18 protein-coding genes, 1 tRNA gene and 1 pseudogene are annotated in these 21,088 nt (G+C 72.6%); 10 read left to right on the forward strand and 10 right to left on the reverse strand.

Translation table 11 applies throughout. The annotated features are described in order from the left end of the window. Window positions 1-5: 5 nt before the first annotated feature. Together L615_RS04100 and L615_RS04105 are read left to right on the forward strand one after the other, a co-directional pair. Entirely contained in the window at window positions 6-1,142 is a 1,137-nt protein-coding gene (locus tag L615_RS04100) for an acyl-CoA desaturase (RefSeq protein WP_145724208.1), read from the forward strand. 24 nt (window positions 1,143-1,166) lie between these two features. Then, window positions 1,167-1,412, forward strand: coding sequence for a hypothetical protein (locus tag L615_RS04105; protein WP_145724209.1), 246 nt, complete (start codon window positions 1,167-1,169; stop codon window positions 1,410-1,412). A gap of 256 nt (window positions 1,413-1,668) precedes the next feature. Here L615_RS04105 and ptsP read toward each other — a convergent pair whose 3' ends face one another. Next, the gene (gene ptsP, locus L615_RS04110; RefSeq protein ID WP_145724210.1) at window positions 1,669-3,339 is read right to left on the reverse strand and encodes a phosphoenolpyruvate--protein phosphotransferase; all 1,671 of its coding nucleotides are present in this window, start codon (window positions 3,337-3,339) and stop codon (window positions 1,669-1,671) included. Between the two features lie 84 nt (window positions 3,340-3,423). On the opposite strand from ptsP, the gene L615_RS04115 reads away from it, so the two are divergent. From L615_RS04115 to L615_RS04125, 3 genes are all read left to right on the forward strand, one after another. After that, window positions 3,424-4,191 carry a DeoR/GlpR family DNA-binding transcription regulator gene (locus L615_RS04115; RefSeq protein WP_028655639.1) on the forward strand — a complete coding sequence of 256 codons (768 nt, stop codon included), beginning with the start codon at window positions 3,424-3,426 and terminating at the stop codon, window positions 4,189-4,191. Beyond that, window positions 4,188-5,141: a 1-phosphofructokinase family hexose kinase gene (locus L615_RS04120; protein ID WP_145724211.1), complete on the forward strand. Its 954-nt coding sequence runs from the start codon at window positions 4,188-4,190 to the stop codon at window positions 5,139-5,141. Before L615_RS04115 ends, L615_RS04120 begins: the two co-directional genes overlap by 4 nt. An 88-nt stretch (window positions 5,142-5,229) precedes the next feature. Further along, window positions 5,230-5,490, forward strand: coding sequence for an HPr family phosphocarrier protein (locus L615_RS04125; protein WP_145724212.1), 261 nt, complete (start codon window positions 5,230-5,232; stop codon window positions 5,488-5,490). Window positions 5,491-5,496: 6 nt separating this feature from the next. Here the strand turns inward: L615_RS04125 and L615_RS04130 are convergent, their stop codons facing one another. From L615_RS04130 to L615_RS04140, 3 genes are read right to left on the reverse strand one after another with little or no spacing between them, the layout of a single operon-like run. Then, the gene (locus L615_RS04130) at window positions 5,497-6,102 is read right to left on the reverse strand and encodes an acetoacetate decarboxylase family protein (RefSeq protein ID WP_145724213.1); all 606 of its coding nucleotides are present in this window, start codon (window positions 6,100-6,102) and stop codon (window positions 5,497-5,499) included. Further along, on the reverse strand, window positions 6,099-6,782 hold the full coding sequence (locus L615_RS04135; RefSeq protein ID WP_145724214.1) for a hypothetical protein: 684 nt from the start codon (window positions 6,780-6,782) through the stop codon (window positions 6,099-6,101). The genes L615_RS04130 and L615_RS04135 overlap by 4 nt, the downstream gene beginning before the upstream one ends. 10 nt (window positions 6,783-6,792) lie before the next feature. Continuing rightward, on the reverse strand, window positions 6,793-7,437 hold the full coding sequence (locus L615_RS04140) for a TetR/AcrR family transcriptional regulator (protein WP_028655635.1): 645 nt from the start codon (window positions 7,435-7,437) through the stop codon (window positions 6,793-6,795). Window positions 7,438-7,525: 88 nt separating this feature from the next. Here L615_RS04140 and L615_RS04145 point away from each other — a divergent pair, with 88 nt between their 5' ends. Further along, complete coding sequence (locus L615_RS04145) at window positions 7,526-9,664, forward strand: MMPL family transporter (RefSeq protein WP_222430434.1); 2,139 nt, start codon at window positions 7,526-7,528, stop codon at window positions 9,662-9,664. Window positions 9,665-9,759: 95 nt separating this feature from the next. On the opposite strand, the gene L615_RS23100 is transcribed toward L615_RS04145, so the two are convergent. Both L615_RS23100 and L615_RS04150 read right to left on the reverse strand, forming a co-directional pair. Next, entirely contained in the window at window positions 9,760-9,936 is a 177-nt protein-coding gene (locus L615_RS23100; RefSeq protein ID WP_179650634.1) for a DUF6104 family protein, read from the reverse strand. 19 nt (window positions 9,937-9,955) lie between these two features. Continuing rightward, window positions 9,956-13,699 carry a multifunctional oxoglutarate decarboxylase/oxoglutarate dehydrogenase thiamine pyrophosphate-binding subunit/dihydrolipoyllysine-residue succinyltransferase subunit gene (locus tag L615_RS04150; protein WP_028655633.1) on the reverse strand — a complete coding sequence of 1,248 codons (3,744 nt, stop codon included), beginning with the start codon at window positions 13,697-13,699 and terminating at the stop codon, window positions 9,956-9,958. A gap of 182 nt (window positions 13,700-13,881) precedes the next feature. Here L615_RS04150 and L615_RS04155 point away from each other — a divergent pair, with 182 nt between their 5' ends. After that, window positions 13,882-14,499 (forward strand): hypothetical protein, encoded by a 618-nt coding sequence (locus L615_RS04155; RefSeq protein WP_145724215.1) that lies wholly within the window; start codon window positions 13,882-13,884, stop codon window positions 14,497-14,499. Further along, entirely contained in the window at window positions 14,499-15,398 is a 900-nt protein-coding gene (locus L615_RS04160; protein ID WP_145724216.1) for an LCP family protein, read from the forward strand. The genes L615_RS04155 and L615_RS04160 overlap by 1 nt, the downstream gene beginning before the upstream one ends. Here the strand turns inward: L615_RS04160 and rnhA are convergent. The 4 genes from rnhA to L615_RS04180 all read right to left on the reverse strand — a co-directional run bounded on the left by rnhA (window position 15,385) and on the right by L615_RS04180 (window position 18,617). Further along, window positions 15,385-15,852, reverse strand: coding sequence for a ribonuclease HI (gene rnhA / locus L615_RS04165; RefSeq protein ID WP_222430435.1), 468 nt, complete (start codon window positions 15,850-15,852; stop codon window positions 15,385-15,387). The genes L615_RS04160 and rnhA overlap by 14 nt on opposite strands. A gap of 89 nt (window positions 15,853-15,941) precedes the next feature. Then, window positions 15,942-16,970 carry a hemolysin family protein gene (locus tag L615_RS04170; RefSeq protein ID WP_145724217.1) on the reverse strand — a complete coding sequence of 343 codons (1,029 nt, stop codon included), beginning with the start codon at window positions 16,968-16,970 and terminating at the stop codon, window positions 15,942-15,944. Further along, the gene (locus L615_RS04175; RefSeq protein ID WP_145724218.1) at window positions 16,970-18,322 is read right to left on the reverse strand and encodes a hemolysin family protein; all 1,353 of its coding nucleotides are present in this window, start codon (window positions 18,320-18,322) and stop codon (window positions 16,970-16,972) included. Before L615_RS04175 ends, L615_RS04170 begins: the two co-directional genes overlap by 1 nt. Window positions 18,323-18,544: 222 nt before the next feature. Further along, a tRNA-Arg gene (locus L615_RS04180) sits at window positions 18,545-18,617 on the reverse strand. Between the two features lie 128 nt (window positions 18,618-18,745). Here L615_RS04180 and argS point away from each other — a divergent pair. Further along, on the forward strand, window positions 18,746-20,431 hold the full coding sequence (argS, locus tag L615_RS04185; RefSeq protein WP_145724219.1) for an arginine--tRNA ligase: 1,686 nt from the start codon (window positions 18,746-18,748) through the stop codon (window positions 20,429-20,431). Then, window positions 20,428-21,088 (forward strand): annotated as a pseudogene (locus tag L615_RS24020) (diaminopimelate decarboxylase family protein); the annotation flags it as partial. The gene argS and the pseudogene L615_RS24020, both read left to right, overlap by 4 nt.

Consider the following 21,088-nt stretch of genomic DNA (forward strand, 5'->3'; position numbering starts at 1 on the left):
CTGACATGACCACCACTGCACCCGAGAAGGACGAGCGGTACCACGGCCTGACGGCCGAGCAGATCGAGAAGCTCGGCGAGGAGCTCGACGCCCTGCGGCAGCGCATCATCGCCGACCTCGGCGAGGCCGACGCGGAGTACCTCCGCAAGGTCGTCAAGACCCAGCGCAGCATGGAGGTCGCCGGCCGCGCGCTGTTCTACCTGCCCGTGATCGGCTGGGTGCCGGCCGTCGCCYGCCTCAGTATCTCCAAGATCCTCGACAACATGGAGATCGGGCACAACGTCATGCACGGGCAGTACGACTTCCTGGGCGACCCCGCCTTCAACTCCCGCATGTTCGACTGGGACACCGTGTGCCCCGGTGAGCAGTGGAAGTACTCCCACAACTACATCCACCACACGTTCACCAACATCGTCGGCAAGGACCGCGACGTGGGCTACGGAGTCCTGCGGATGGACCCCGACCAGAAGTGGCACCCGTACTACCTGGGCAACCCGGTCTACGCGTTGCTGCTGATGGTGCTCTTCGAGTGGGGCGTCGCGATGCACGACCTCGAGGTCGAGAACATCGTGGCGGGCAAGCGCAGCCTCGAGGACAACAAGCCGCTCTACCCGGGCCTGATGAAGAAGATCAAGCGCCAGGCGCTCAAGGACTACGTGCTGTTCCCGGCGCTCACCGGCCCGCTGTTCCCGCTCACCTTCGCGGGCAACGCGACGGCCAACCTGGTCCGCAACATCTGGGCGTTCAACATCATCTTCTGCGGCCACTTCCCGGCCGGCGTCGCGTCGTTCTCCGAGGAGGAGACGGCGAACGAGACCCGAGGCCACTGGTACCTGCGCCAGATGCTCGGCTCGGCCAACATCACCGGCAGCAAGCTGATGCACCTGATGAGCGGCAACCTGTCGCACCAGATCGAGCACCACCTCTTCCCGGACCTCCCGGCGCGCCGCTACCCGGAGATCGCCGAGGAGGTGCGCGAGATCTGCGAGCGCTACGGCCTGCCCTACAACACCGGCCGCCTCGGCAAGCAGCTGTTCAGCGTCTTCCGCAAGATCGTGCGCTACTCGCTGCCCGGCGGCACGGCGAAGGTCTCCCCGGTGCCCGGCCCCGACTCCGTGACCGACGACTCGTTGGCAGCCTGACCGAGCTCGCGCGAGACTGGGCCCATGAGCGGACGTGACCAGCTGAGCCGGGCCGAGATCGCCAAGGACGCGCTGCAGGCCGGCGCCGAGGCCGCGGCCCACACCGTCGGCGAGGTCGCCACGATCGTGACCCGCGCCGTCGGGGACGTCGCGGCCGCGGTGGGCGGGCTCGCCACCGAGATCTTCGAGATCCGCGACTCCTCCCGCCGCGCGCTGGCCGACCAGGACCCCGACCGCGACCCCGGCGACCCCGACGACCAGCAGGTCTGACCTGCCGGGCCAGCAGCACCACCACCGACCGACGCTCCGCACCCGCGCGGAGGGTCGAGTCGTCTGTCGGGCGGGCGCGCCACGTCGTACGACGGCGCGGCGCTCGCGCAGCCACGACCGGCACCTCGCACCGCCACGACCGGCGCCTCGCACCGCCACGACCCGCACCTCGCGCAGCCACAACCCACACCTCGTGGTGCGAAGCGGCACACCTCGCGGTGCGAAGCCTCACACCTCGCGGTGGTGGGGGGTGGGGTCAGGAGGGGAGGAGGGCGCGGGCGGCGTCGCGGGCGGCGGCGGGGTGGGGGGCGGCCAGGGCGACGCGGGACATGGCGCGGCACTGCTCGAGGGTGACGGTGCCGAGGCGGGCGCCGACGGGACGGACGGCGGCCGCGGCCATCGAGAGCGAGGTGACGCCGAGGCCGACGAGGACGCAGGCGAGGAGCGGGTCGGCGGCGGCCTCGCCGCAGACGCCGATCGGCTTGCCGGCGCGCCGGCCCGCGGCGGCGGTCATCTCGACCAGCTGCAGGACGGCCGGCTGCCACGGGTCGGTGAGGTGGGCCAGGTCGCTGCAGAGCCGGTCGGCGGCCATCGTGTACTGCGTCAGGTCGTTGGTGCCGATCGAGAGGAAGTCGACCTCGGCCAGGACCCGGTCGGCCAGCAGCGCGGCGCTGGGGACCTCCACCATCACGCCCGGCACCAGGCCGCGCTCGCGCGCGGCGGTGGCGAAGTCACGGGCCTCGTCGACGGTCGCCACCATCGGCGCCATCACCCACGTGTCGGCGCCGGTCTTCTCGGCCGCCGCCGCGACCGCGTCGAGCTGGCGCTCCAGCAGGCCGTGGTCGGTGAACGACAGGCGCAGGCCGCGCACGCCGAGGGCGGGGTTCTCCTCGTCCGGGTGGGTGGCGAAGGCGATCGGCTTGTCGGAGCCGGCGTCGAGGGTGCGCACGACGACGTTGCGGTCCTTGCCGAACGGGGCGAGCACGTCGGCGTACACCGCGGCCTGCTCCTCGACGGTGGGCTCGGTGTCGCGGTCGAGGAAGCAGAGCTCGGTGCGGAACAGGCCGACCCCGGCGACCGGGCCGTCGGCTGCGGCCTGCGCGGACGCGGCGTCGGCGACGTTGGCCATCAGCTTCACCGGGTGGCCGTCGGCGGTGCGGCCGGGGCCCTCCCAGTGGGCGAGCGCGGCCCGCGCCTCGGTGTCGCGGTCCACGCGCTCGCGGGCGGTGGCGGGGTCGGGGTCGACCTCGACCGTGCCGGCGGCCCCGTCGACGAGCAGCGTGTGCCCCGAGGCCGCCGCGACGACCCCCGTGGCACCCACGACACATGGGATGCCGAGCTGGCGGGCGATGATCGCGGTGTGGCTGGTCGGGCCGCCGCGCTCGGTGACCAGGGCCAGGACCAGCGCGGGGTCGAGGCCGGCGGTGTCGGCCGGGGCGAGGTCGGTGGCGACCAGGACGACCGGCCCGTCGGGCAGCGTCACGCCCGGTTCGGGCTCACCGACGAGGCGGGCGACCACGCGGCTGCGGATGTCGCGCAGGTCGGTGACCCGCTCGGCCATCAGCCCGCCCATGCCGGTGAACACGGTGACGAACTGCTCGACCGCGTGGTCGACGGCGGTGAGCACCGGCTCGCCGGCCCGCAGGTTCTTGCGGACCGCCGCGCGCAGGCCGCGGTCGGTGGCGAGCCCGGCGCTGGCGGTGAGCACGCCGGCAGTGGCGCCGTCGGCCGCGGACGCCTTGCGGCGGAAGCCCTCGGCGACCGCCTCGACGGCCGCGTCGTAGGCGGCAAGGGCGTCGTCGGGGTCGGTGAACCCGCCGTCGCCGTACTTCTCGACGGCCGCGGGGGAGACGTCGGTGACCGTGACCTGGGCCGGCCCGAAGGCCAGGCCGGGAACGACCGGGGTGCCGTGGATCGAGGTGACCATGGTCACACGCTAAGCCGGATCTCCTTGACTTTCAACACAAACGGGCATAGAACAACACAAACGCAGATCGGTGAGGGAGGTCACATGTACGCGGAGGAGCGCCAGCAGGCCATCGCCCGCCAGGTCGCGACGCACGGTCGGATGTCGGTCGCCGAGATCGCCGCGCTCTTCGACGTCACGACCGAGACGGTCCGCCGCGACCTCACCGCGCTGGAGGGGCTCGGCGCGCTGCGCCGCGTGCACGGCGGCGCCGTGCCGACCTCGGCGCTCTCCACGATCGAGCCCGGCCTGCTGGAGCGCGACGCGGCCAACACCGAGGCCAAGACCCAGATCGCCCGGGCGGCGCTCGACCAGCTGCCGCCCGCCGGGGCGTCGGTGCTCATCGACGCGGGCAGCACCACCGCCCGCTTCGCCGACGCCCTGCCGGGCAACCACCGGCTCGTGGTCTACACCCACAGCGTCTCGATCGCCGCGCGACTGGCCGGCAACGCCGGCATCGAGCTGCACCTGCTGCCGGGCCGGGTCCGGACCAACACCCACGCGGCCGTCGGCGCGACCACCGTCGCGGCGGTCGGCGCGCTGCGGGTCGACGCGGCCTACCTCGGCGCCAACGGCCTCTCCGCCGCCCACGGGCTCTCGACCCCCGACAGCGAGGAGGCCGCGACGAAGCGTTCCTTCGTGACGGCGGCGGAGCGGGTCGTCGCACTGGTGGACTCCTCCAAGGTGGGCGTGGAGACGGCCGTCCGCTTCGCCTCCCTCGAGGAGGTGGACGCCCTGGTCACCGACGACGCCCTGACGGCTGCGGACCGGGCATCCTTCGAGGCCGCCGGGGTGGAGGTCGTGACCGCGTGATCGTCACCGTCACCCCCAACCCCAGCATCGACCGCACCGTGGTGCTGCCGTCGGCGCTGGTCCGCGGCGGCGTGCACCGCGTGGCCGAGTCCCTCGACCAGCCCGGGGGCAAGGGCGTGAACATCTCCCGCGCGTGCGTCGCCGCGGGCGTGGCCACCTGCGCCGTGCTCCCGGCGGAGCCGGACGACCCGTTCGTCCACGAGCTCGACCACCTCGGCGTCCCCAGCGCACCGGTGCCGCCGGCCGGACCGGTCCGGGTCAACCTGACCGTGACCGAGCCCGACGGCACCACCACCAAGCTCAACGCCGCCGGCGCGAGCGTCACCGCGGCCGACCTCGACGCCCTCGTCGACCGGGTGCTCGAGCTGCCCGCCGACGCCTGGGTCGTCCTCGCCGGCTCGCTGCCGCCGGGCGCCCCGCAGGACTGGTACGCCGGCGTCTCGGCCCGGCTGCGCGCGACCGGTCGTCGCGTCGCGGTCGACACCAGTGACGCCGCCCTGGACGCCGTCGTGGCCACCCTCGCCCCCGGCACCGCACCCAGCCTGCTGAAGCCGAACGCCGAGGAGCTCGCCGCCGTCGTCGACGCCGACCCGGACCGCCTCGAGCGCGACCCGGGGCAGGTCGCGCTCGCAGCGCGCACCCTCGTCGAGCGCGGCGTCGGGACGGTGCTCGCCACCCTCGGCGGCGCCGGGGCCGTGCTGGTGGACGCCACCGGCGCCTGGCACGCCACGCCGCCGCCGACCCGCGTCGTCAGCACCGTCGGCGCCGGCGACTGCAGCCTGTTCGGCTACCTCGCCGCCGACCTGCGGGGCGCACCCGCGCCGGAGCGGCTCGCCAGCGCCGTGGCCTGGGGCAGCGCGGCCGCCGGCCTGCCCGGCACCACCGTGCCCACCCCGGACGACGTGCGGGCGGGCGACGTCGCCGTCCGCTCGCTCGAACCGACCGCCTGACCCCTGCCTGACCCCTGCCTGACCGCACTGCCTGACCGCACTGCCTGACCGCACGGCCTGACCGCCACCCCCACCGAGAGGAAGCACCATGCACACCGTCACCGTCACCGTCGGCTCCGCCGTCGGCCTGCACGCCCGGCCCGCCGCGATCATCTCCGAGGCCGCCGGCGAGCTCGACTCCGAGGTGCTCATCGCCACCCCGGGCGGGGACGGCGTCGACGCGAGCTCGGCGCTGCTGATCATGACCCTCGGCGCCGGCCACGGCGACCAGGTCGAGGTCTCGGGCGAGGACGAGGCCGACGTCGCGAAGATCGCCGCGCTCGTGGAGCAGGACCTCGACGCGGAGTAGCCGGCGTCAGGTGAAGGAGAGCCGGAAGCCCGCCATCCGGAACGAGCCCAGCCGGCGGGCCCCGCGCAGGAAGCCGAGCGGACCGTCGGCGGCGAAGTCCCACCGCGAGCGGCAGGGCAGGGCCCGGGCGCTGCCCTTCATCTCCACATCGGCGACGTCCGGGTGCTCCTCGATGCCCGGCTGCTCGACCAGGCCGGTGAACGGCACCCGGACCGCCGCGCGGGAGACGTCGGTGAAGTGCGCCGACACGATCGGTCGGCGCTCGAGGGTGGCCGTCCAGTCGGTCGAGGTGACCGGGCCGCGGAAGCTGCTCTCCATGTCGAAGTCGCACAGCTGCTTGGGGATCGCCCACAGCTCGCGCCCGCCGGCCTGCGACGCCTCGGAGTCCACCCAGATGTCGGTGATCGTCACCGCGCCCTTGCCGGCGCGGTTCTTCGTCGTCCGCGCGACCAGCAGCTCGTAGTAGGTCAGCGGGCTGGGGTCCTCGTAGGACACCAGGGCCACGCCGTACGTGCCCGCCGGGTGGCGCTCGTCGGCCGCCTCGCGGAGCCGGAAGGCCGACAGCCAGAGCGAGCCGTGCATGTTCCACGGCGGCGGGGGATAGGGCTTCATGCAGGCGGTTCCTCTCCGTCGGCTTCCAGGAGCACCTGGGCGGTGTGCTCGATCCCGGCCTCCATGGCGGCCGGGAGGTCCCCGGTCAGCCCGGCGGCCATCGGGCTCTCCTCGCGCGGGCCGAGCCCGGCGGCGGCGCGCTCGACCGCGCCCGCCACGTCGATGACGGTCGCATCGCGGACGTAGGGCTTCTCCAGCTCCTTCGCGACGTAGCGCGCCACGAAGCGGCGCAGCTCGCCCTCGACGTTGGCCGCCCGGCTGGTCAGCGAGGCGCGCAGTCCCTGTGCCCGCAGTCGTACGACGACCTGGCCGGTCTGCGGCGGTGTCAGGTCGAGGACGATGGCCAGGTCGGCGCGGGCGCGCGCGGTGACGACGAGCGGGACGGTGATGTCGGCGTCGAAGTGCTGCTGGTCCACGCCGAGGTCGATGCTGAACTGCAGGGTGACCGGCAGGTCGACGTGGAAGGCGACGGGGTCGGCGCCGACCCGCTGGCCGGTGGCGGTGCCGATCACGCCGCGGGCGGTCACCTTCGCGATCCGGCCCGGCCCGACGCCGAGCGGGCCCACGTCGATCGGTCGGCCGGCCAGGACGTTGACGCCGCGCAGCACCCGGTCGACGGTCACGGCCGTCGCGAAGAAGCGCTCGCCCCACCGCGCGTAGTCGACCAGGTCCTCGTCCACGCGGGCGACACTAGCGGGCGGCGACCGCCTTCGGGCCGGTGGCGAGGCCGCGCGCCGTCATCTGCAGGGTGCGGTCGATGGCTGCCTCCCGCTCGGCGGCCGGCAGGTCCTTGAGCGGGCCGTCGGTCAGCAGCAGGGCGAGGCCGTGCACGGCCGCCCACGGCCCGGCCTCGGCGCCGGGCCGGTCCTCGGGGGCCAGGTAGCCGACCTGGACGAGCTCGTCGAGCATCTCGCCGAGCAGCGCGTAGGGCGCCGCGTCCGCCGGCATCGGCTCGGTGGGGTAGCGCAACCGCCCGGTGAAGCAGGTCTGGAAGATCCCCGGCTCCTGCATCGCGAACCGGATATAGCCGCGACCGGTCGAGAGCAGCCGCTGCAACGCGCGCTCCACGGGGTCGCCGCCCTCGGGGACCGCCTGGAGGAACTCCGCCATCGCCGCGACCATGCCGTCCATGGCCAGGGAGCGGGCGGCCTCGAGCAGGTCGGTCTGGTTGCCGAAGTGGCGGTAGGCCGCGGTGGGGGTGACGCCGACCTCGCGGGCAGCGCCCCGGATGGTCACGGCGTCCGGCCCGCCGGACGCGGCGAGCTCGGTGGCCGCACGGGCGAGGGCGTTGCGCAGGTCGCCGTGGTGGTAGCGGTCGCGTCCGGTGGTCGTCACGGCTACATGTTGACACCCATACACATCTCGTGCAATGTTGACACCCATAAAGTTTACGCCCGCACACATTGCTCATCGGGAGGACGCCATGTTGTTCCACTGGATCGGGGAGCTGGTCACCCGCCGCTCGCGCTGGGTGCTCGCGCTCGGCGCCATCGCCGTCGTCGCCGCCGCCGTCGTCGGGGTCGGCGCGTTCGGCAAGCTGGAGACGGAGGGCTTCGACGACCCCGCCTCCGACAGCAGCCGCGCCGCGGCCCTGCTGGAGGAGCGCTTCGCCGGTGGCTCCGACTACGTCTTCGTCGTCGAGGCGGCCGACGGCGACGTCGACTCACCCGCCTCGGCCGCAGCCGGCCGCGAGCTCACGGACCGCCTCACCGCCGACCCCGACCTGGCCGACGTGACGTCGTACTTCGACACCCGCGCGGGCCCGATGCGCTCGACCGACGGCAGCCACGCCCTGGTGACCGCCTCGGTCGCCGCTGGCGCCGAGGCCGACCCTGCCGCGGTGCTCGACGACTACGCCACCGACGCCGGACCGCTCACCGTGCACGTCGGCGGAGGGGAGGTCGTCGGTGAGGAGATCGGCGGCCAGATCGGCAAGGACCTCGGCCTGGCCGAGAGCATCGCGATCCCGCTCATCCTCGTGCTGCTCGTGCTCGCCTTCGGCAACGTCGTCGGCGCGCTGGTCACTCTCGGCGTCGGCATGGTCGCGATCCTCGGCACCTTCGCGGAGCTGTCGATCCTCGGCTCGACCACGGACGTGTCGATCTACGCCATCAACCTGACCACCGGGCTGGGGCTCGGCCTGGCCGTCGACTTCGGCCTGCTGATGGTGGCGCGGGTGCGCGAGGAGCGCGCCGGGGGCCGGACCCACGACGCCGCCGTACGACGCGCGGTCGAGACCGCGGGTCGCACGATCGCGTTCAGCGCGACCACCGTGGCCGTGGCGCTGGCCTCGCTGCTGGTGTTCCCGATGTACTTCCTGCGCTCGTTCGCCTACGCCGGCATCGGAGTCATGCTGATCACCGCGTTCAGCGCGGTCGTCGTGCTGCCGGCCGGGCTCGCCGTGCTCGGCGACCGCATCGACGCGTGGCGGCTGCCGAAGGTGCGCGGCATCCGGGGCGAGGAGGCCCCGGCGTGGGCGCGCCTGGCCCGGTTCGTCACCCGGCGCCCGCTGGTCGGTGCGCTGCCGGTGGTCGCGGTGCTCCTGGTCGCGGCGGTCCCGCTGGCCGGGATCGAGCTCGGCACCCCCGACGACCGCGTGCTGCCGACGAGCGCGTCGAGCCGGCAGGCGGGTGACGCGCTGCGCTCGGAGTTCCGGGGCGACGGCACCCACCCGGTCCAGGTGGTGCTCGACGGGTCCGTGACGCCGGCCGACGTCGCGGCGTACGGCGAGGAGCTCGCCGGTCTCGACGGCGTGGTGCGCGTCGAGGACCGCCCCGGCGACGGCGCGCACCTGGTGTCGGTCGTGACCGACCTCGACCCGCGCTCGTCGGCGGCCCGCGAGCTCGTCGACGAGGTCCGCTCGGTGCCCGGCCCGGCCGGCGTCGAGGCGCTCGTGGGCGGCGCCAGCGCGGAGCTGCACGACCAGATGACCGGCATCGGCGACCGGTTGCCGGTCGTGCTCGGCTGGCTGGTGCTGACGACGATGGTGATCCTGTTCCTGTTCACCGGCAGCGTCGTGCAGCCGCTGCGGGCCCTGCTGCTCAACGCGCTCGGCCTCGGCGCGACGCTCGGCGCGATGGTGTGGGTCTTCCAGGACGGCCACCTGGCCGACGTCCTCGGGTTCACCCCGCAGCCGATGGACAGCAGCATGATGGTCCTGCTGTTCTGCGTCGCCTTCGGCCTCTCGATGGACTACGAGGTCTTCGTGATGGGCCGGGTCAAGGAGATGCGCGACCACGGCTTCGACAACGAGCAGGCGCTGGTCCACGGCCTGGCCCACACCGGCCGGATCGTCAGCACCGCCGCCGCCCTGATCGCGATCAGCTTCTTCGCGTTCCTGGTGAGCTCCGTCAGCTTCATCCAGTTCTTCGGGCTGGGCACCGGGCTGGCGATCCTCATCGACGCCACCCTCATCCGCGGCGTGCTGCTCCCGGCGAGCATCCGGCTGCTGGGGGAGCGGGCCTGGTGGGCGCCGGCCCCGCTGCGCGCGGTGCACCGCCGGTTCGGGCTCTCGGAGTCCGTCGCCGAGCAGCCGGCCCGCGAGCCGGCGCCGGTCGGCTGACCTCCCACGGCCGCCGGCACGACGAAGGGCCCCGCGAAGACCTGGTCTCCGCGGGGCCCTTCCCTGTCTGCGTCCGGCGCGGCGCGGCCGGGTGGTCAGTCCTCGGGGTCGTCGAGCCGCGCCAGCCAGGTGGCGAAGCGCTCGACCGCCACCTCGAACTCCGGGTGGGTGTCGACGAACTCCTGCAGCCGCTCGCCGAGCCAGGCCAGGGTGACCTCCTCGTCACCCCGCCGCTGCTCGAGCTCCTCGATCCCGCGGTCGGTGAAGTACATCAGCGACCCACCAGCTCGGTCACTCGAACGCCTTGCCGATGAGGACCTTGGCCTCCTCGAGGTGCCGCTTGGCGGTGCCGACCGCAGTGGTCGACGACGCCGGGCGGGTGACCGGCTCGATCTCCCGGTCGAGGAAGGGCACCACGTTGAGGTGGTACGACGGCCACGGGCCCTGGTTGAAGGGCTCGTCCTGGACCCACTTGACCTTCGCGTTCGGGTACTTGGCGAGCTCGGCCCTGATCTGCTCGGTCGGCCACGGGTAGAGCTGCTCCACGCGCAGGATCGCGACGTCCTCGCGGGACTGCTTCTTGCGCTCCACCACGAGGTCCCAGGTGAGCCGGCCGGAGACCAGCAGCACCGTCTTCACGTTGGCGGGGTCGACGGTGTCGTCGCTGACGACCGGGCGGAACTCGCCGGAGGTGAAGTCGGCCGGCTGCGAGGCGGCCTCCTTGCGCTTGAGCATCGACTTCGGCGTGAACACGATGAGCGGYTTGTGCTCGTTGCCGAGCGAGTGCCGCCGCAGCAGGTGAAAGTACGACGCCGGGGTCGACGGCTGGGCGACGACCATCGCCTCGTCCGCGCAGAGCGTCAGGAAGCGCTCGATGCGGGCGGAGGAGTGGTCCGCGCCCTGGCCCTCGTAGCCGTGCGGCAGCAGCAGCACGACGCCGGAGTCCTGGCCCCACTTGGTCTTGCCGGCGGAGATGTACTCGTCGATGACCGACTGCGCGCCGTTGACGAAGTCACCGAACTGCGCCTCCCACAGGACGAGCGCCTCCGGGCGGGCGACCGAGTAGCCGTACTCGAAGCCGAGCGCGGCGTATTCCGACAGCAGGCTGTCGTAGACGAAGAACTTGGCCTGGTCCTCGGTGAGGTTGGCCAGCGGCGTCCACTCGTCGGCGTTGTGGCGGTCGATGATCGTCGCGAAGCGCTGCACGAACGTGCCGCGGCGCGAGTCCTGGCCGGCCAGGCGGACCGGTCGGCCGTCCATCAGCAGCGAGCCGAAGGCGAGGATCTCGCCGGTGCCCCAGTCGATCGGGCCCTCGGTGATCGCGGCGGCGCGACGCTGCAGCTGCGGCATCACCTTCGGGTGCACGGTGAAACCCTCGGGCGGCGTGACGTAGGCGTCCGCGACCCGCTTGAGCACCTCGAAGGGCACCGCGGTCTCGGTCTCGCCGACCGGCTTCTCCGGGTAGTCCGGCACCGTCGTCCACGCGTCGGGCTTGGTGTCGGCCTCGCGGACCTCGGTGAACACCCGCTCCAGCTGCTGCTGGTAGTCGCGCAGGACCTGCTCGGCCTCCTCGATCGTGATGTCGCCACGACCGATGAGGGACTCGGTGTAGAGCTTGCGCACCGAGCGCTTCTGCTCGATCAGGTCGTACATCAGCGGCTGCGTGTACGACGGGTCGTCGCCCTCGTTGTGGCCGCGGCGGCGGTAGCAGACCAGGTCGATGACCACGTCGCTGTTGAAGGTCTGGCGGTACTCGAACGCCAGCCGCGCCACGCGGATGCAGGCCTCCGGGTCGTCGCCGTTCACGTGGAAGATCGGCGCCTGGACCATGCGCGCCACGTCGGTGCAGTAGAGCGTCGAGCGCGACGAGCCGGGGGAGGTGGTGAACCCGACCTGGTTGTTGATGACGACGTGGACGGTGCCGCCGGTGCGGTAGCCGCGCAGCTGGGAGAGGTTGAGCGTCTCCGCCACCACGCCCTGGCCGGCGAAGGCCGCGTCGCCGTGCAGCAGCAGCGGCAGCACGGGGAACGCCTCGCCCTGGTCGAGCACGTCCTGCTTGGCGCGGGCGATGCCCTCGAGGACCGGGTCGACCGTCTCGAGGTGCGAGGGGTTCGCCGCGACGGAGACCTTGATGGTCTCGCCGGTGCCGGCGACGAAGGTGCCCTCCGCGCCGAGGTGGTACTTCACGTCGCCCGAGCCCTGGACCGTGCGCGGGTCGATGTTGCCCTCGAACTCGCGGAAGATCTGGTTGTAGGACTTGCCGACGATGTTGGCCAGCACGTTGAGGCGGCCGCGGTGGGCCATGCCGATGGTGACCTCGTCGAGGCCGGCCTGCGCGGCCGCCTCGGCGATCTCGTCGACGACCGGGATCGTGGTCTCGCCACCCTCGAGGGAGAAGCGCTTCTGGCCCACGAACTTGGTCTGCAGGAAGGTCTCGAACGCCTCGGCCTGGTTGAGCTTCAGCAGGATCCGCAGCTGCTCCTCGCGGGGCGGCTTGGAGTGCGGCTGCTCGACGCGCTCCTGGATCCAGCGGCGCTGCTCCGGGTCCATGATGTGCATGTACTCGATGCCGGTGGTGCGGCAGTAGGAGTCGCGCAGGATCCCGAGGATGTCGCGCAGCTTCATGAAGCGGCGGTCACCGCCGCCGAAGGAGCCGGTCGGGAACTCGCGGTCGAGGTCCCACAGCGTCAGGCCGTGCGACTCGATGCGCAGGTCCGGGTGGCTGCGCTGCTTGTACTCCAGCGGGTCGGTGTCGGCCATCAGGTGGCCGCGCACGCGGTAGGCGTGGATCAGCTCGAGGATCCGGGCCTGCTTGTCGATCTCGTCGTCGTGCGACGTCGCGATGTCGTTGTTCCAGCGGATCGGCTCGTAGGGGATGCGCAGGGCGCGGAAGATCTCGTCGTAGAAGCCCTCCTCGCCGAGCAGGTAGCGGTGCACCTGGCCGAGGAACTCGCCCGACTGCGCGCCCTGGATGACGCGGTGGTCGTACGTCGAGGTCATCGTCATGATCCGGGAGATCGCGTTGCGCGCGATGGTCTCCTCGGACGCGCCCTGGAACTCCGGCGGGTAGTCCATCGAGCCGACGCCGATGATCGCGGCCTGGCCCTGCATCAGCCGGGGTACCGAGTTGTTGGTGCCGAGGCCGCCGACGTTGGTGAGGCTGACCGTCGTGCCGGAGTAGTCCTCCATGGTCAGCTTGTTGTCCTTGGCCTTGCGCACGATCTCCTCGTACGCGGTCCAGAACTGGGCGAAGTCCATCGACTCGCACGCCTTGATGGAGGGCGCGACGAGCTGGCGCGAGCCGTCCTTCTTCACCTGGTCGATCGCGAGGCCGAGGTTGATGTGGGCCGGGGTGACCATCGTCGGCTTGCCGTCGACCTCGGCGTAGGTGTTGTTCATCGCCGGCTGGGCCTTGATCGCCTTGATGATGGCGTAGCCGATGAGGTGGGTGAACGACACCTTGCCGCCGCGGGCGCGCTTGAGGTGGCTGTTGATGACGATGCGGTTGTCCCACAGCAGCTTGACCGGGATGTTGCGCACCGAGGTCGCGGTCGGCACGGACAGCGAGATGTCCATGTTCTTCGCGGTCGCGGCCGGGATGCCGCGCAGCACGGTCAGGGTGGGCTCGTCGCTGGCGCTCACCGGGGCCGGGCGGGGCGCGTCCTTCGGCGTCGGCTTCTCGTCGGCCTTCGGCGGAGCCGGGGTGGTGCTCGAGGCGGGGGAGACCTGCGGGGCCGGCTTCGCCTTCGGCGTCGGGGCGGAGGTCCTGGCGGCGTCCTGCTGGGCCTGCGCCGGGGCCTTGGCGGGACCCTTCGCCGGGCTCGTCGCCGGGGCCGTCGCCTTCGTCGCGGTGGTCGCGGTCGCCGTGCGCGTCGTGCCGTTCGAGCCCGCGCCCTTGAAGAACGCGGCCCACGCCGGGTCGACGCTGCTGGGGTCGGCCTCGAACCTCTCCTTCATCTCCTCCACGAGCCATTCATTGGCCCCGAAGTCGACGGGTTCGGGTGATCCGTGGGACTGGTCTGACGACTGCGTCACGACGTGCTTCGCCTCTTCCGAATAGCGCGTTGGCCCCCCGCCGCCGGTAGCGGGCGGTGTCGACCGTCAAGGCTAGTCCCCCGGCGAAGAAAACACCGCCTCCGGTCACCCTTTGGCTCGCCGTGTTGCACAAACGTCACGAAGCAGGTTCTGGTGGTGGGTACCGGACGGAGGTGAACACCATGAGACCTGCACCACAACGGCCCGGTCCACGGGCCCTCACGAGGGGGTCGGCAGCGCTGCTCGTCGCGCTCGCCCTGGTCGTGGGCGGCTGCTCGGGAGGCGGCGACGAACCCGACGACGAGGGGCGCCCCGAGGGCGGTGCGACGGAGGTCACCAAGGTGCCCACCGTGCGCAAGATCGGCAAGGTGCGCGGCCGGCTCGACCACAAGGGCCGGGTGAAGGTCGCCCGCGCGGTGAGCGGCCTGGTCGAGGAGTGGTCCGACCGGGCGTACGGCGGGGAGTACCCCCGCACCGACCACACCGGTGCCTTCGAGCGGTTCACCCCCGACGCCCGGGCCCTGGCCCGCAAGCGGCGCGGCGTGCTGACCAACGCCGGCATCGGCGCCGACCTCGAGTCGGTCACCATCGTGCGTCGTACCGTCCGCGTCGACGTGGCCGCCCCGCGCGGCCGGCTCGCCGGGGCCACCGCCCGGTTCCGGATCGTGCTCGACCTGGTCGGCGACGACCTCGACCGCCGCGAGGTCGTCAACGGGCGGCTGCTGGTCACGCCGACCGTCGACGGGTGGCGGGTGTTCGGCTTCGACGTCCGCCGCTCCGAGGAAGGGAAGGGATCGTGATGCACGCCTTCGCCCGCACGACGCTGCTGGCACTCCTGCTCGGGGTGATCGCCGTCGTCGTCCCTGACAGCACCCCTGCGCCTGCGGACATCACCGTCGTCAAGGTGGACCGCGCCGAGGGCGTCGCGGTCGACCCCGACGTGGTGTGGGTGCTCGCCGCCGGCTCCGACGCCCGGCCCGGCGACGACCCGCTGCGGGTGCGCGCCGACGCGCTCCAGCTCGTCGGCATCAACACCCGCACCGGTGCCGCGACCGCGATCGGCATCCCGCGCGACAGCTGGGTGCCCATCCCCGGCGTCGGGTCCAACCGGGTCAACGCCGCCCTCTACTACGGCGGCCCGCAGCTGCTCGGCCGCACCGTCGGCAACCTCGTCGGCGTCCAGCCCGACTACGTCGTGGTCGCGACCTTCGGCGGCCTGGCCCGGCTGGTCCGCGGCATCGGCGGCATCACCGTCGACAACCCGCGCCGCTTCGGCGATGCCGCCCTGCACCCCCGCGGCTGGCCCCGGGGCAAGGTGCGGCTGAACGGGATGAAGGCCGTCGAGTTCGCCCGGGTCCGCAAGGAGCTGCCGCGCGGCGACTTCGACCGCTCCGCCAACCAGCAGCGCGTGCTGCGCGGCATCCACCACCGCGTCGTCGAGCGGGCCAGGGAGCCGGGCTTCATCGAGTCCCAGGTGCTCAAGGTGATGCGCAACCTCTACACCCGCGGCCTCTCGCCCGCCGAGCTCTTCCGCTTCGCCCAGGCGATCGCCCAGGTCGACCCGGGCAAGGTGACCGCGTGCGTGCTGCCCGGCAGGGGGGCGAGCATCAACGGAGCCAGTGTGGTGCTGCCCGACACCGGCACCGCCCGCCGCTGGGGCAACGACGCCCGCCGCGACGCCCGGATCAACCGGTGCTGATGCCGTCGCGGGCCTCGCGCGCGCCCCTGCCGGCCAGCGCGTCGGCGCGCTCGTTGCCGGGGTCCCCAGCGTGGCCCTTGACCCAGTGCCAGGTCACGTCGTGCACCGCGGCCGCGGCGTCGAGGCGCTTCCAGAGGTCGTCGTTCTTGACCGGCGCCTTCGCGGCGGTGCGCCAGCCGTTCGCCTTCCACTTCGCGACCCACGACATGATCCCGTTGCGCACGTAGCTGCTGTCGGTGTGCAGGTCGACGGTCGAGGGCCGGGTCAGCGCCTCGAGCGCCCGGATGGCCGCCATCAGCTCCATCCGGTTGTTCGTCGTGGCCGGCYCSCCGCCGTACAGCTCGAGCTCGTGCTCGCCGTAACGCAGCACCGCCCCCCAACCGCCCGGCCCGGGGTTGCCCAGGCAGGCCCCGTCGGTGTGGATGGTCACGCGGGTCGGGGAGTCGCTCGGCACGAGGGGAGGGTACGGCGACGGGGGAGCCTGTCGGATGGCCGGGCCCGGTCGCCGGACCGCTGCTGCGCCGGCACCGGCGCGGCCGGACGCTACCGCCGTCCCGGCACCTGCTGCTCGGCGAGCGGGAACAGCCGGTGCAGCAGGTCGGCGATGGTGACGACGCCGTGGGCCCGGTCCCGGCCCCCTCCGGTCACCACGGCGAGCTGGGTGCTGCTCTCGCGCATACGGGCCAGCGCGGCATAGACCTTGGTATCCGGGGCGAGCGCGAGCACCGGCCGGACGAGGGGGTCGACGGGTTCGTCCGGGGCGAGCGCGAGCGTGTCACGGACGTGCACGACCCCGGTCATCTGCTCCTCGTCGCCCACGAGGATGCGCAGGTGACCGCTCGCGCGGCTGGCGTCCTGGACGTCCGCGACGCGAGCACCCCGGTGCACGGCGGTCGGCGGCGTCACGCCGAGCAGGTCTCCGACGGTCAGGGTCTCGAGCTCCAGCGCGCTCGAGAGCTGGACGGAGAAGGAGGCGTCGAGCGCACCGACGTTGGCGGAGTGCTCGACCAGCTGGCGCAGGGCCGCGGGGTCCTGCCCGGCGGCCATCTCGTCGACCGGCTCCACCCCGACCTTGCGCAGGCACCAGTTGGCGGCGCCGTTGAGGCCACGGAGCAGGGGACGGGTCAGCCACATGAAGCCGCGCATCGGGATCGCCAGCAGCGTCGCGGACCGCTCGGGGTGGGCGATGGCCCACGACTTCGGGGCCATCTCCCCGACGACGAGGTGCAGGAACGTCACGACGACCAGGGCGAGCACGAAACCGGCGACGTCGGCGAGCCAGAGGGCGGTGCCCCACGCCTCGAGGAGCGGCGTCAGCCAGTGGTGCACCGCGGGCTTGGTGATCGCCCCGAGCGCCAGCACGCTGATCGTGATGCCGAGCTGGGAGCCGGCGAGCAGCACGGTCAGCTCCGAGGAGCTGCGCAGCGCGGCGCGCGCAGAGCGGCTGGTGAGCGCCGCGTCCTCCAGGCGGTGCTTCTTCGCGGCCATGAGCGCGAACTCCACGGCGACGAAGAACGCGCTGGCGGCGATGATGAGGACGGTGGCCGCTGCCACCACGACCGGGCTCTCCATCAGGAATCCTCCTCGGCGGCCAGGACGGTGACCCGCACGCTGGCCGGGACGTGCTGGTGGACCTCCACGACCTCGAGGCGTGCGACGCGGGCGCGGGGCTCCTCCCCGTGGATCAGGTCGCCCGGGTCGTCAGGCAGGCGCACGTCGACGACGTCACCCACCTGTGGCAGACGGCCGTGCTCGGCGATGACCAACCCCGCGAGCGTCTGGTAGTCACCGGGAGGCAGGTCCTGGTCGAGTGCCCGCTCGACCTCGTCCAGCGGCACGTCGCCGGGCACGATCCACGACTTGCCCTCGTCGATGATGAGCGGGACCGGGGTGTCGGTGTCGTGCTCGTCGGTCAGCTCGCCCACCAGCTCCTCGGCGAGGTCCTCCAGGGTCAGGACACCGACGAAGCCGCCGTACTCGTCCAGGACGGCAGCGATCTCGTTGCCGGTGCGGGACATCTCCTCCAGCGCCACCGGCAGGGACATCCGGGTGGGGACGACCAGCGCCGGCCGCACCAGGTCGGTCAGGTCAGCCGGGGGCTCCGAGGCGAGCACGTCCTGCAGGTGGACGACGCCCGTCACCTCGTCGCCGTCCACGACGGGGTAGCGGGAGTGCCCGGTGGCCATCAGCGTCCGCACCTGCTCCAGCGTCGCGCTGGTGTCGACGACGTCGACCCGGGAGCGGGGAACCATGGCGTGCTCGACGTCCCGGGTCGGGAAGTCGAGGATGCGGTCGAGCAGCACCGACAGCTCCTCCGGCAGGTCGCCGGCGGCGCGCGAGTCGGCGACGATGTGCTCGAGGTCGCGGGCGGTCGCCGAGTGCTCGACGTCGTGCACCGGCTCGATCCGCAGCGCCCGCAGCAGGAGGTTGGACGACTGGTCGAAGACCCAGATCAGCGGCCCGGTGACCTTGAGGTAGCCCAGGGTGGAGCGCGCCAGGCGATCGGCGACGGACTCGGGCCGGGCGATGGCGAGGTTCTTGGGGAACAGCTCCCCGAAGAGCATCTGCGCGAGCGTCGAGAAGAGGAGGGCGAGCACGGTGCCGATGGCGACGCCCACCGGCATCGGGACGCCCACGCCGCCGAGCATCGTGCCGAGCGAGTCACCGATGAGGGGCTCGGCCACGTAGCCGACCAGGAGCCCGGTGACGGTGATCCCGAGCTGCGCCCCCGAGAGCATGAAGGACGTCCGGCGCGTCACGCGCAGCGCGCGCGCCGCGGTGGCGTCACCAGCTGCTGCGCGGGCCTTGAGCCGGGAGCGGTCGACCGCCATGTAGGCGAACTCCTGGGCCACGAAGTAGCCGGTCGCCACCGTGATGGCCAAGACCACCAGCAACCCGAGGAGCAGGGACAGCAACGTCGTCATCAGTCCGCCTCGGGGGCCGTGGCGCCGGCGTCGCCGGTGCCAGGGCCGCGTCGGGCGGACGGGGCTGGTCGGTGCTTCGTCTTCCGCATGTCTCCACCTGAACGCGCGGGCCGCCGCCGGAGTTCCTGCCGGCCGCGGGCACGAAGCCTGCCGGCCCCGGGCACGAAGAAGGGCCAGGGTGCCGTGCCGGCTCCCTGGCCCTTCTCCGCAAGCGCACGAGGGCGCCTCCGGCAGGATTCGAACCTGCGACACCTGGTACCGGAAACCAGTGCTCTATCCCCTGAGCTACGGAGGCAGGTCGCCGGACAGGGTCCAGCGACGCGGAGCGCACACTACCGGGCGATACTCCCGCGTCGCCTAATCAACATGCCCCGGCCCCCCCCCCCCCCCCCCCCCCCCCCCCCCCGCCGATAGGCTGGGCCGGTGACTCCTGCCCAGCTCTCCACGACCATCGTCGAGGCCCTCACGTCGCTCGTCGACGCGGGTGCCCTGACCCTCCCCGACGGCGTCCCGGCGGAGGTCACGGTGGAGCGACCCCGGCAGAAGGGGCACGGCGACTACGCGACCAACGTCGCGCTGCAGCTGGCCAAGAAGGCCGGCACCAACCCCCGCGCGCTCGGCGAGCTGCTCGCGGAGCGGCTGCGCGCGGCCGAGGGGATCGGCGCGGTCGAGGTGGCCGGACCCGGCTTCCTCAACATCAGCGTCGAGGCCGGCGCGCAGGGCAAGGTGGCGGCCGAGGTCGTCGCCGCCGGGCGCGAGTACGGCCGCACCCGGGTGCTGGCCGGCCAGAAGGTCAACGTCGAGTTCATCTCCGCCAACCCGACCGGCCCGCTGCACCTGGGGCACACCCGCTGGGCGGTGCTCGGTGACGCCATCGCGCGGGTGCTGTCGGCCGCGGGCGCCGAGGTGACCCGGGAGTTCTACATCAACGACCGCGGCGTGCAGATGAACCACTTCGCGGACTCCATCATCGCCGCGGCGCTCGGCGAGCCCAAGCCCGAGGACGGGTACGCCGGCGGCTACATCGACGAGCTCGCGAAGGCCGTCGAGGCGGCCAGCCCCGGCATCTTCCAGCTCGAGGGCGAGGAGCGGCGTGCCGCCGTACGGGCCAAGGGCTACGAGCTGCAGCTCAAGGAGCAGCAGGAGCAGCTCGAGAGCTTCAACACCCACTTCGACGTGTGGTTCTCCGAGCTGTCCCTGCACGAGTCCGGCTCGGTGCCCGAGACCCTGCAGCGGCTCAAGGACCTCGGCCACGTCTACGAGGAGGGTGGCGCGCTGTGGATGCGCACCACGGACTTCGGCGACGACAAGGACCGGGTGCTCATCAAGTCCGACGGCGAGCTGACCTACTTCGCCTCCGACACGGCCTACTACCTCAACAAGAGGGAGCGCGGCTTCGACAACTGCCTCTACCTGCTCGGTGCCGACCACCACGGCTACGTGGGCCGGCTCCGGGCGATGGCGGCGTGCGTCGGCGACGACCCCGACCAGACGCTCGACGTGATGATCGGCCAGCTGGTCAAGATCATGCGCGACGGCGAGGAGCTCAAGCTCTCCAAGCGCGCCGGCACGATCGTGACCCTCAACGAGCTCGCCGACGAGATCGGCGTCGACGCGCTGCGCTACTCCCTGGCCCGCTACCCGGCGGACTCGCCGCTGGTGCTCGACGTCGCCGAGATCACCAAGCAGTCCAACGACAACCCGGTCTACTACGTGCAGTACGCCCACGCGCGCACCTGCCGGATGATCGAGAACGCCCGCGACCTCGGCATGTCGCTGCCCGACCTGACCGGCGCCGAGGGTGGCTTCGACCCCTCGCTGCTCGCGCACGAGCGTGACGGGGAGCTGCTGCGCGCCCTGGCGGAGTACCCCCGCGTCGTCGCCAGCGCTGCCGAGCTGCGTGAGCCGCACCGGGTCGCCCGCTACCTCGAGGACACCGCCTCGGTGTTCAACAAGTGGTACGACACCCGCGAGTGCCGGATGCTGCCGCAGGGCGACGAGCCGGTCCAGCCGGTCAACGAGGCCCGCCTCGTGCTCACCGTCGCCACCCGCACCGTGATCGCCAACGGCCTGGACCTGCTGGGCGTCTCCGCGCCGGAGCGGATGTGAGCGGGCACGTCTCGCCCGGCGGCTTCACCGGCACCTCGCCGGTGTGGCTGCGCGAGCCCGAGGACGTCAACGCGCTGGTGCCCGCGCTGTGGCCGGCGTCGGCGAGCAAGGACGACGACGGCGTGCTGCACGTCGGCGGCGTCTCGGTGCCGGACCTGGTGGCCAACGTGAACACCCCGGCGTTCGTCCTCGACGAGGGCGAGTTCCGCGCCCGGGCGCAGGCCTTCCGCGACGCGTTCAGCGGCTACGACGTCTACTACGCCGGCAAGGCCTTCCTCTGCACCGCGGTCGCCCGCTGGGTCGCGGAGGAGGGGCTGTGCCTCGACGTGTGCAGCAACGGTGAGCTGACCGTCGCGCTGCGTGCCGGCGTCGACCCGGCCCGGATCGGCTACCACGGCAACAACAAGACGGCCATGGAGCTGCGCCGCGCGGTGCACGCCGGCGTCGGGCGGATCATCGTCGACTCCTTCCAGGAGGTCGAGCGCCTCGCCGACGTCGCCCGCCAGCTCGGCACCACCCAGGCCGTCATGGTCCGGGTGACCGCCGGCGTCGAGGCGCACACCCACGAGTTCATCGCCACCGCGCACGAGGACCAGAAGTTCGGCTTCTCGATCTCGTCCGGCGCGGCCCTCGAGGCCGTGCAGATGGTGCTCGCCC

Source organism: Nocardioides sp. J9 (genome assembly GCF_007829375.1).
GTDB lineage: Bacteria > Actinomycetota > Actinomycetes > Propionibacteriales > Nocardioidaceae > Nocardioides.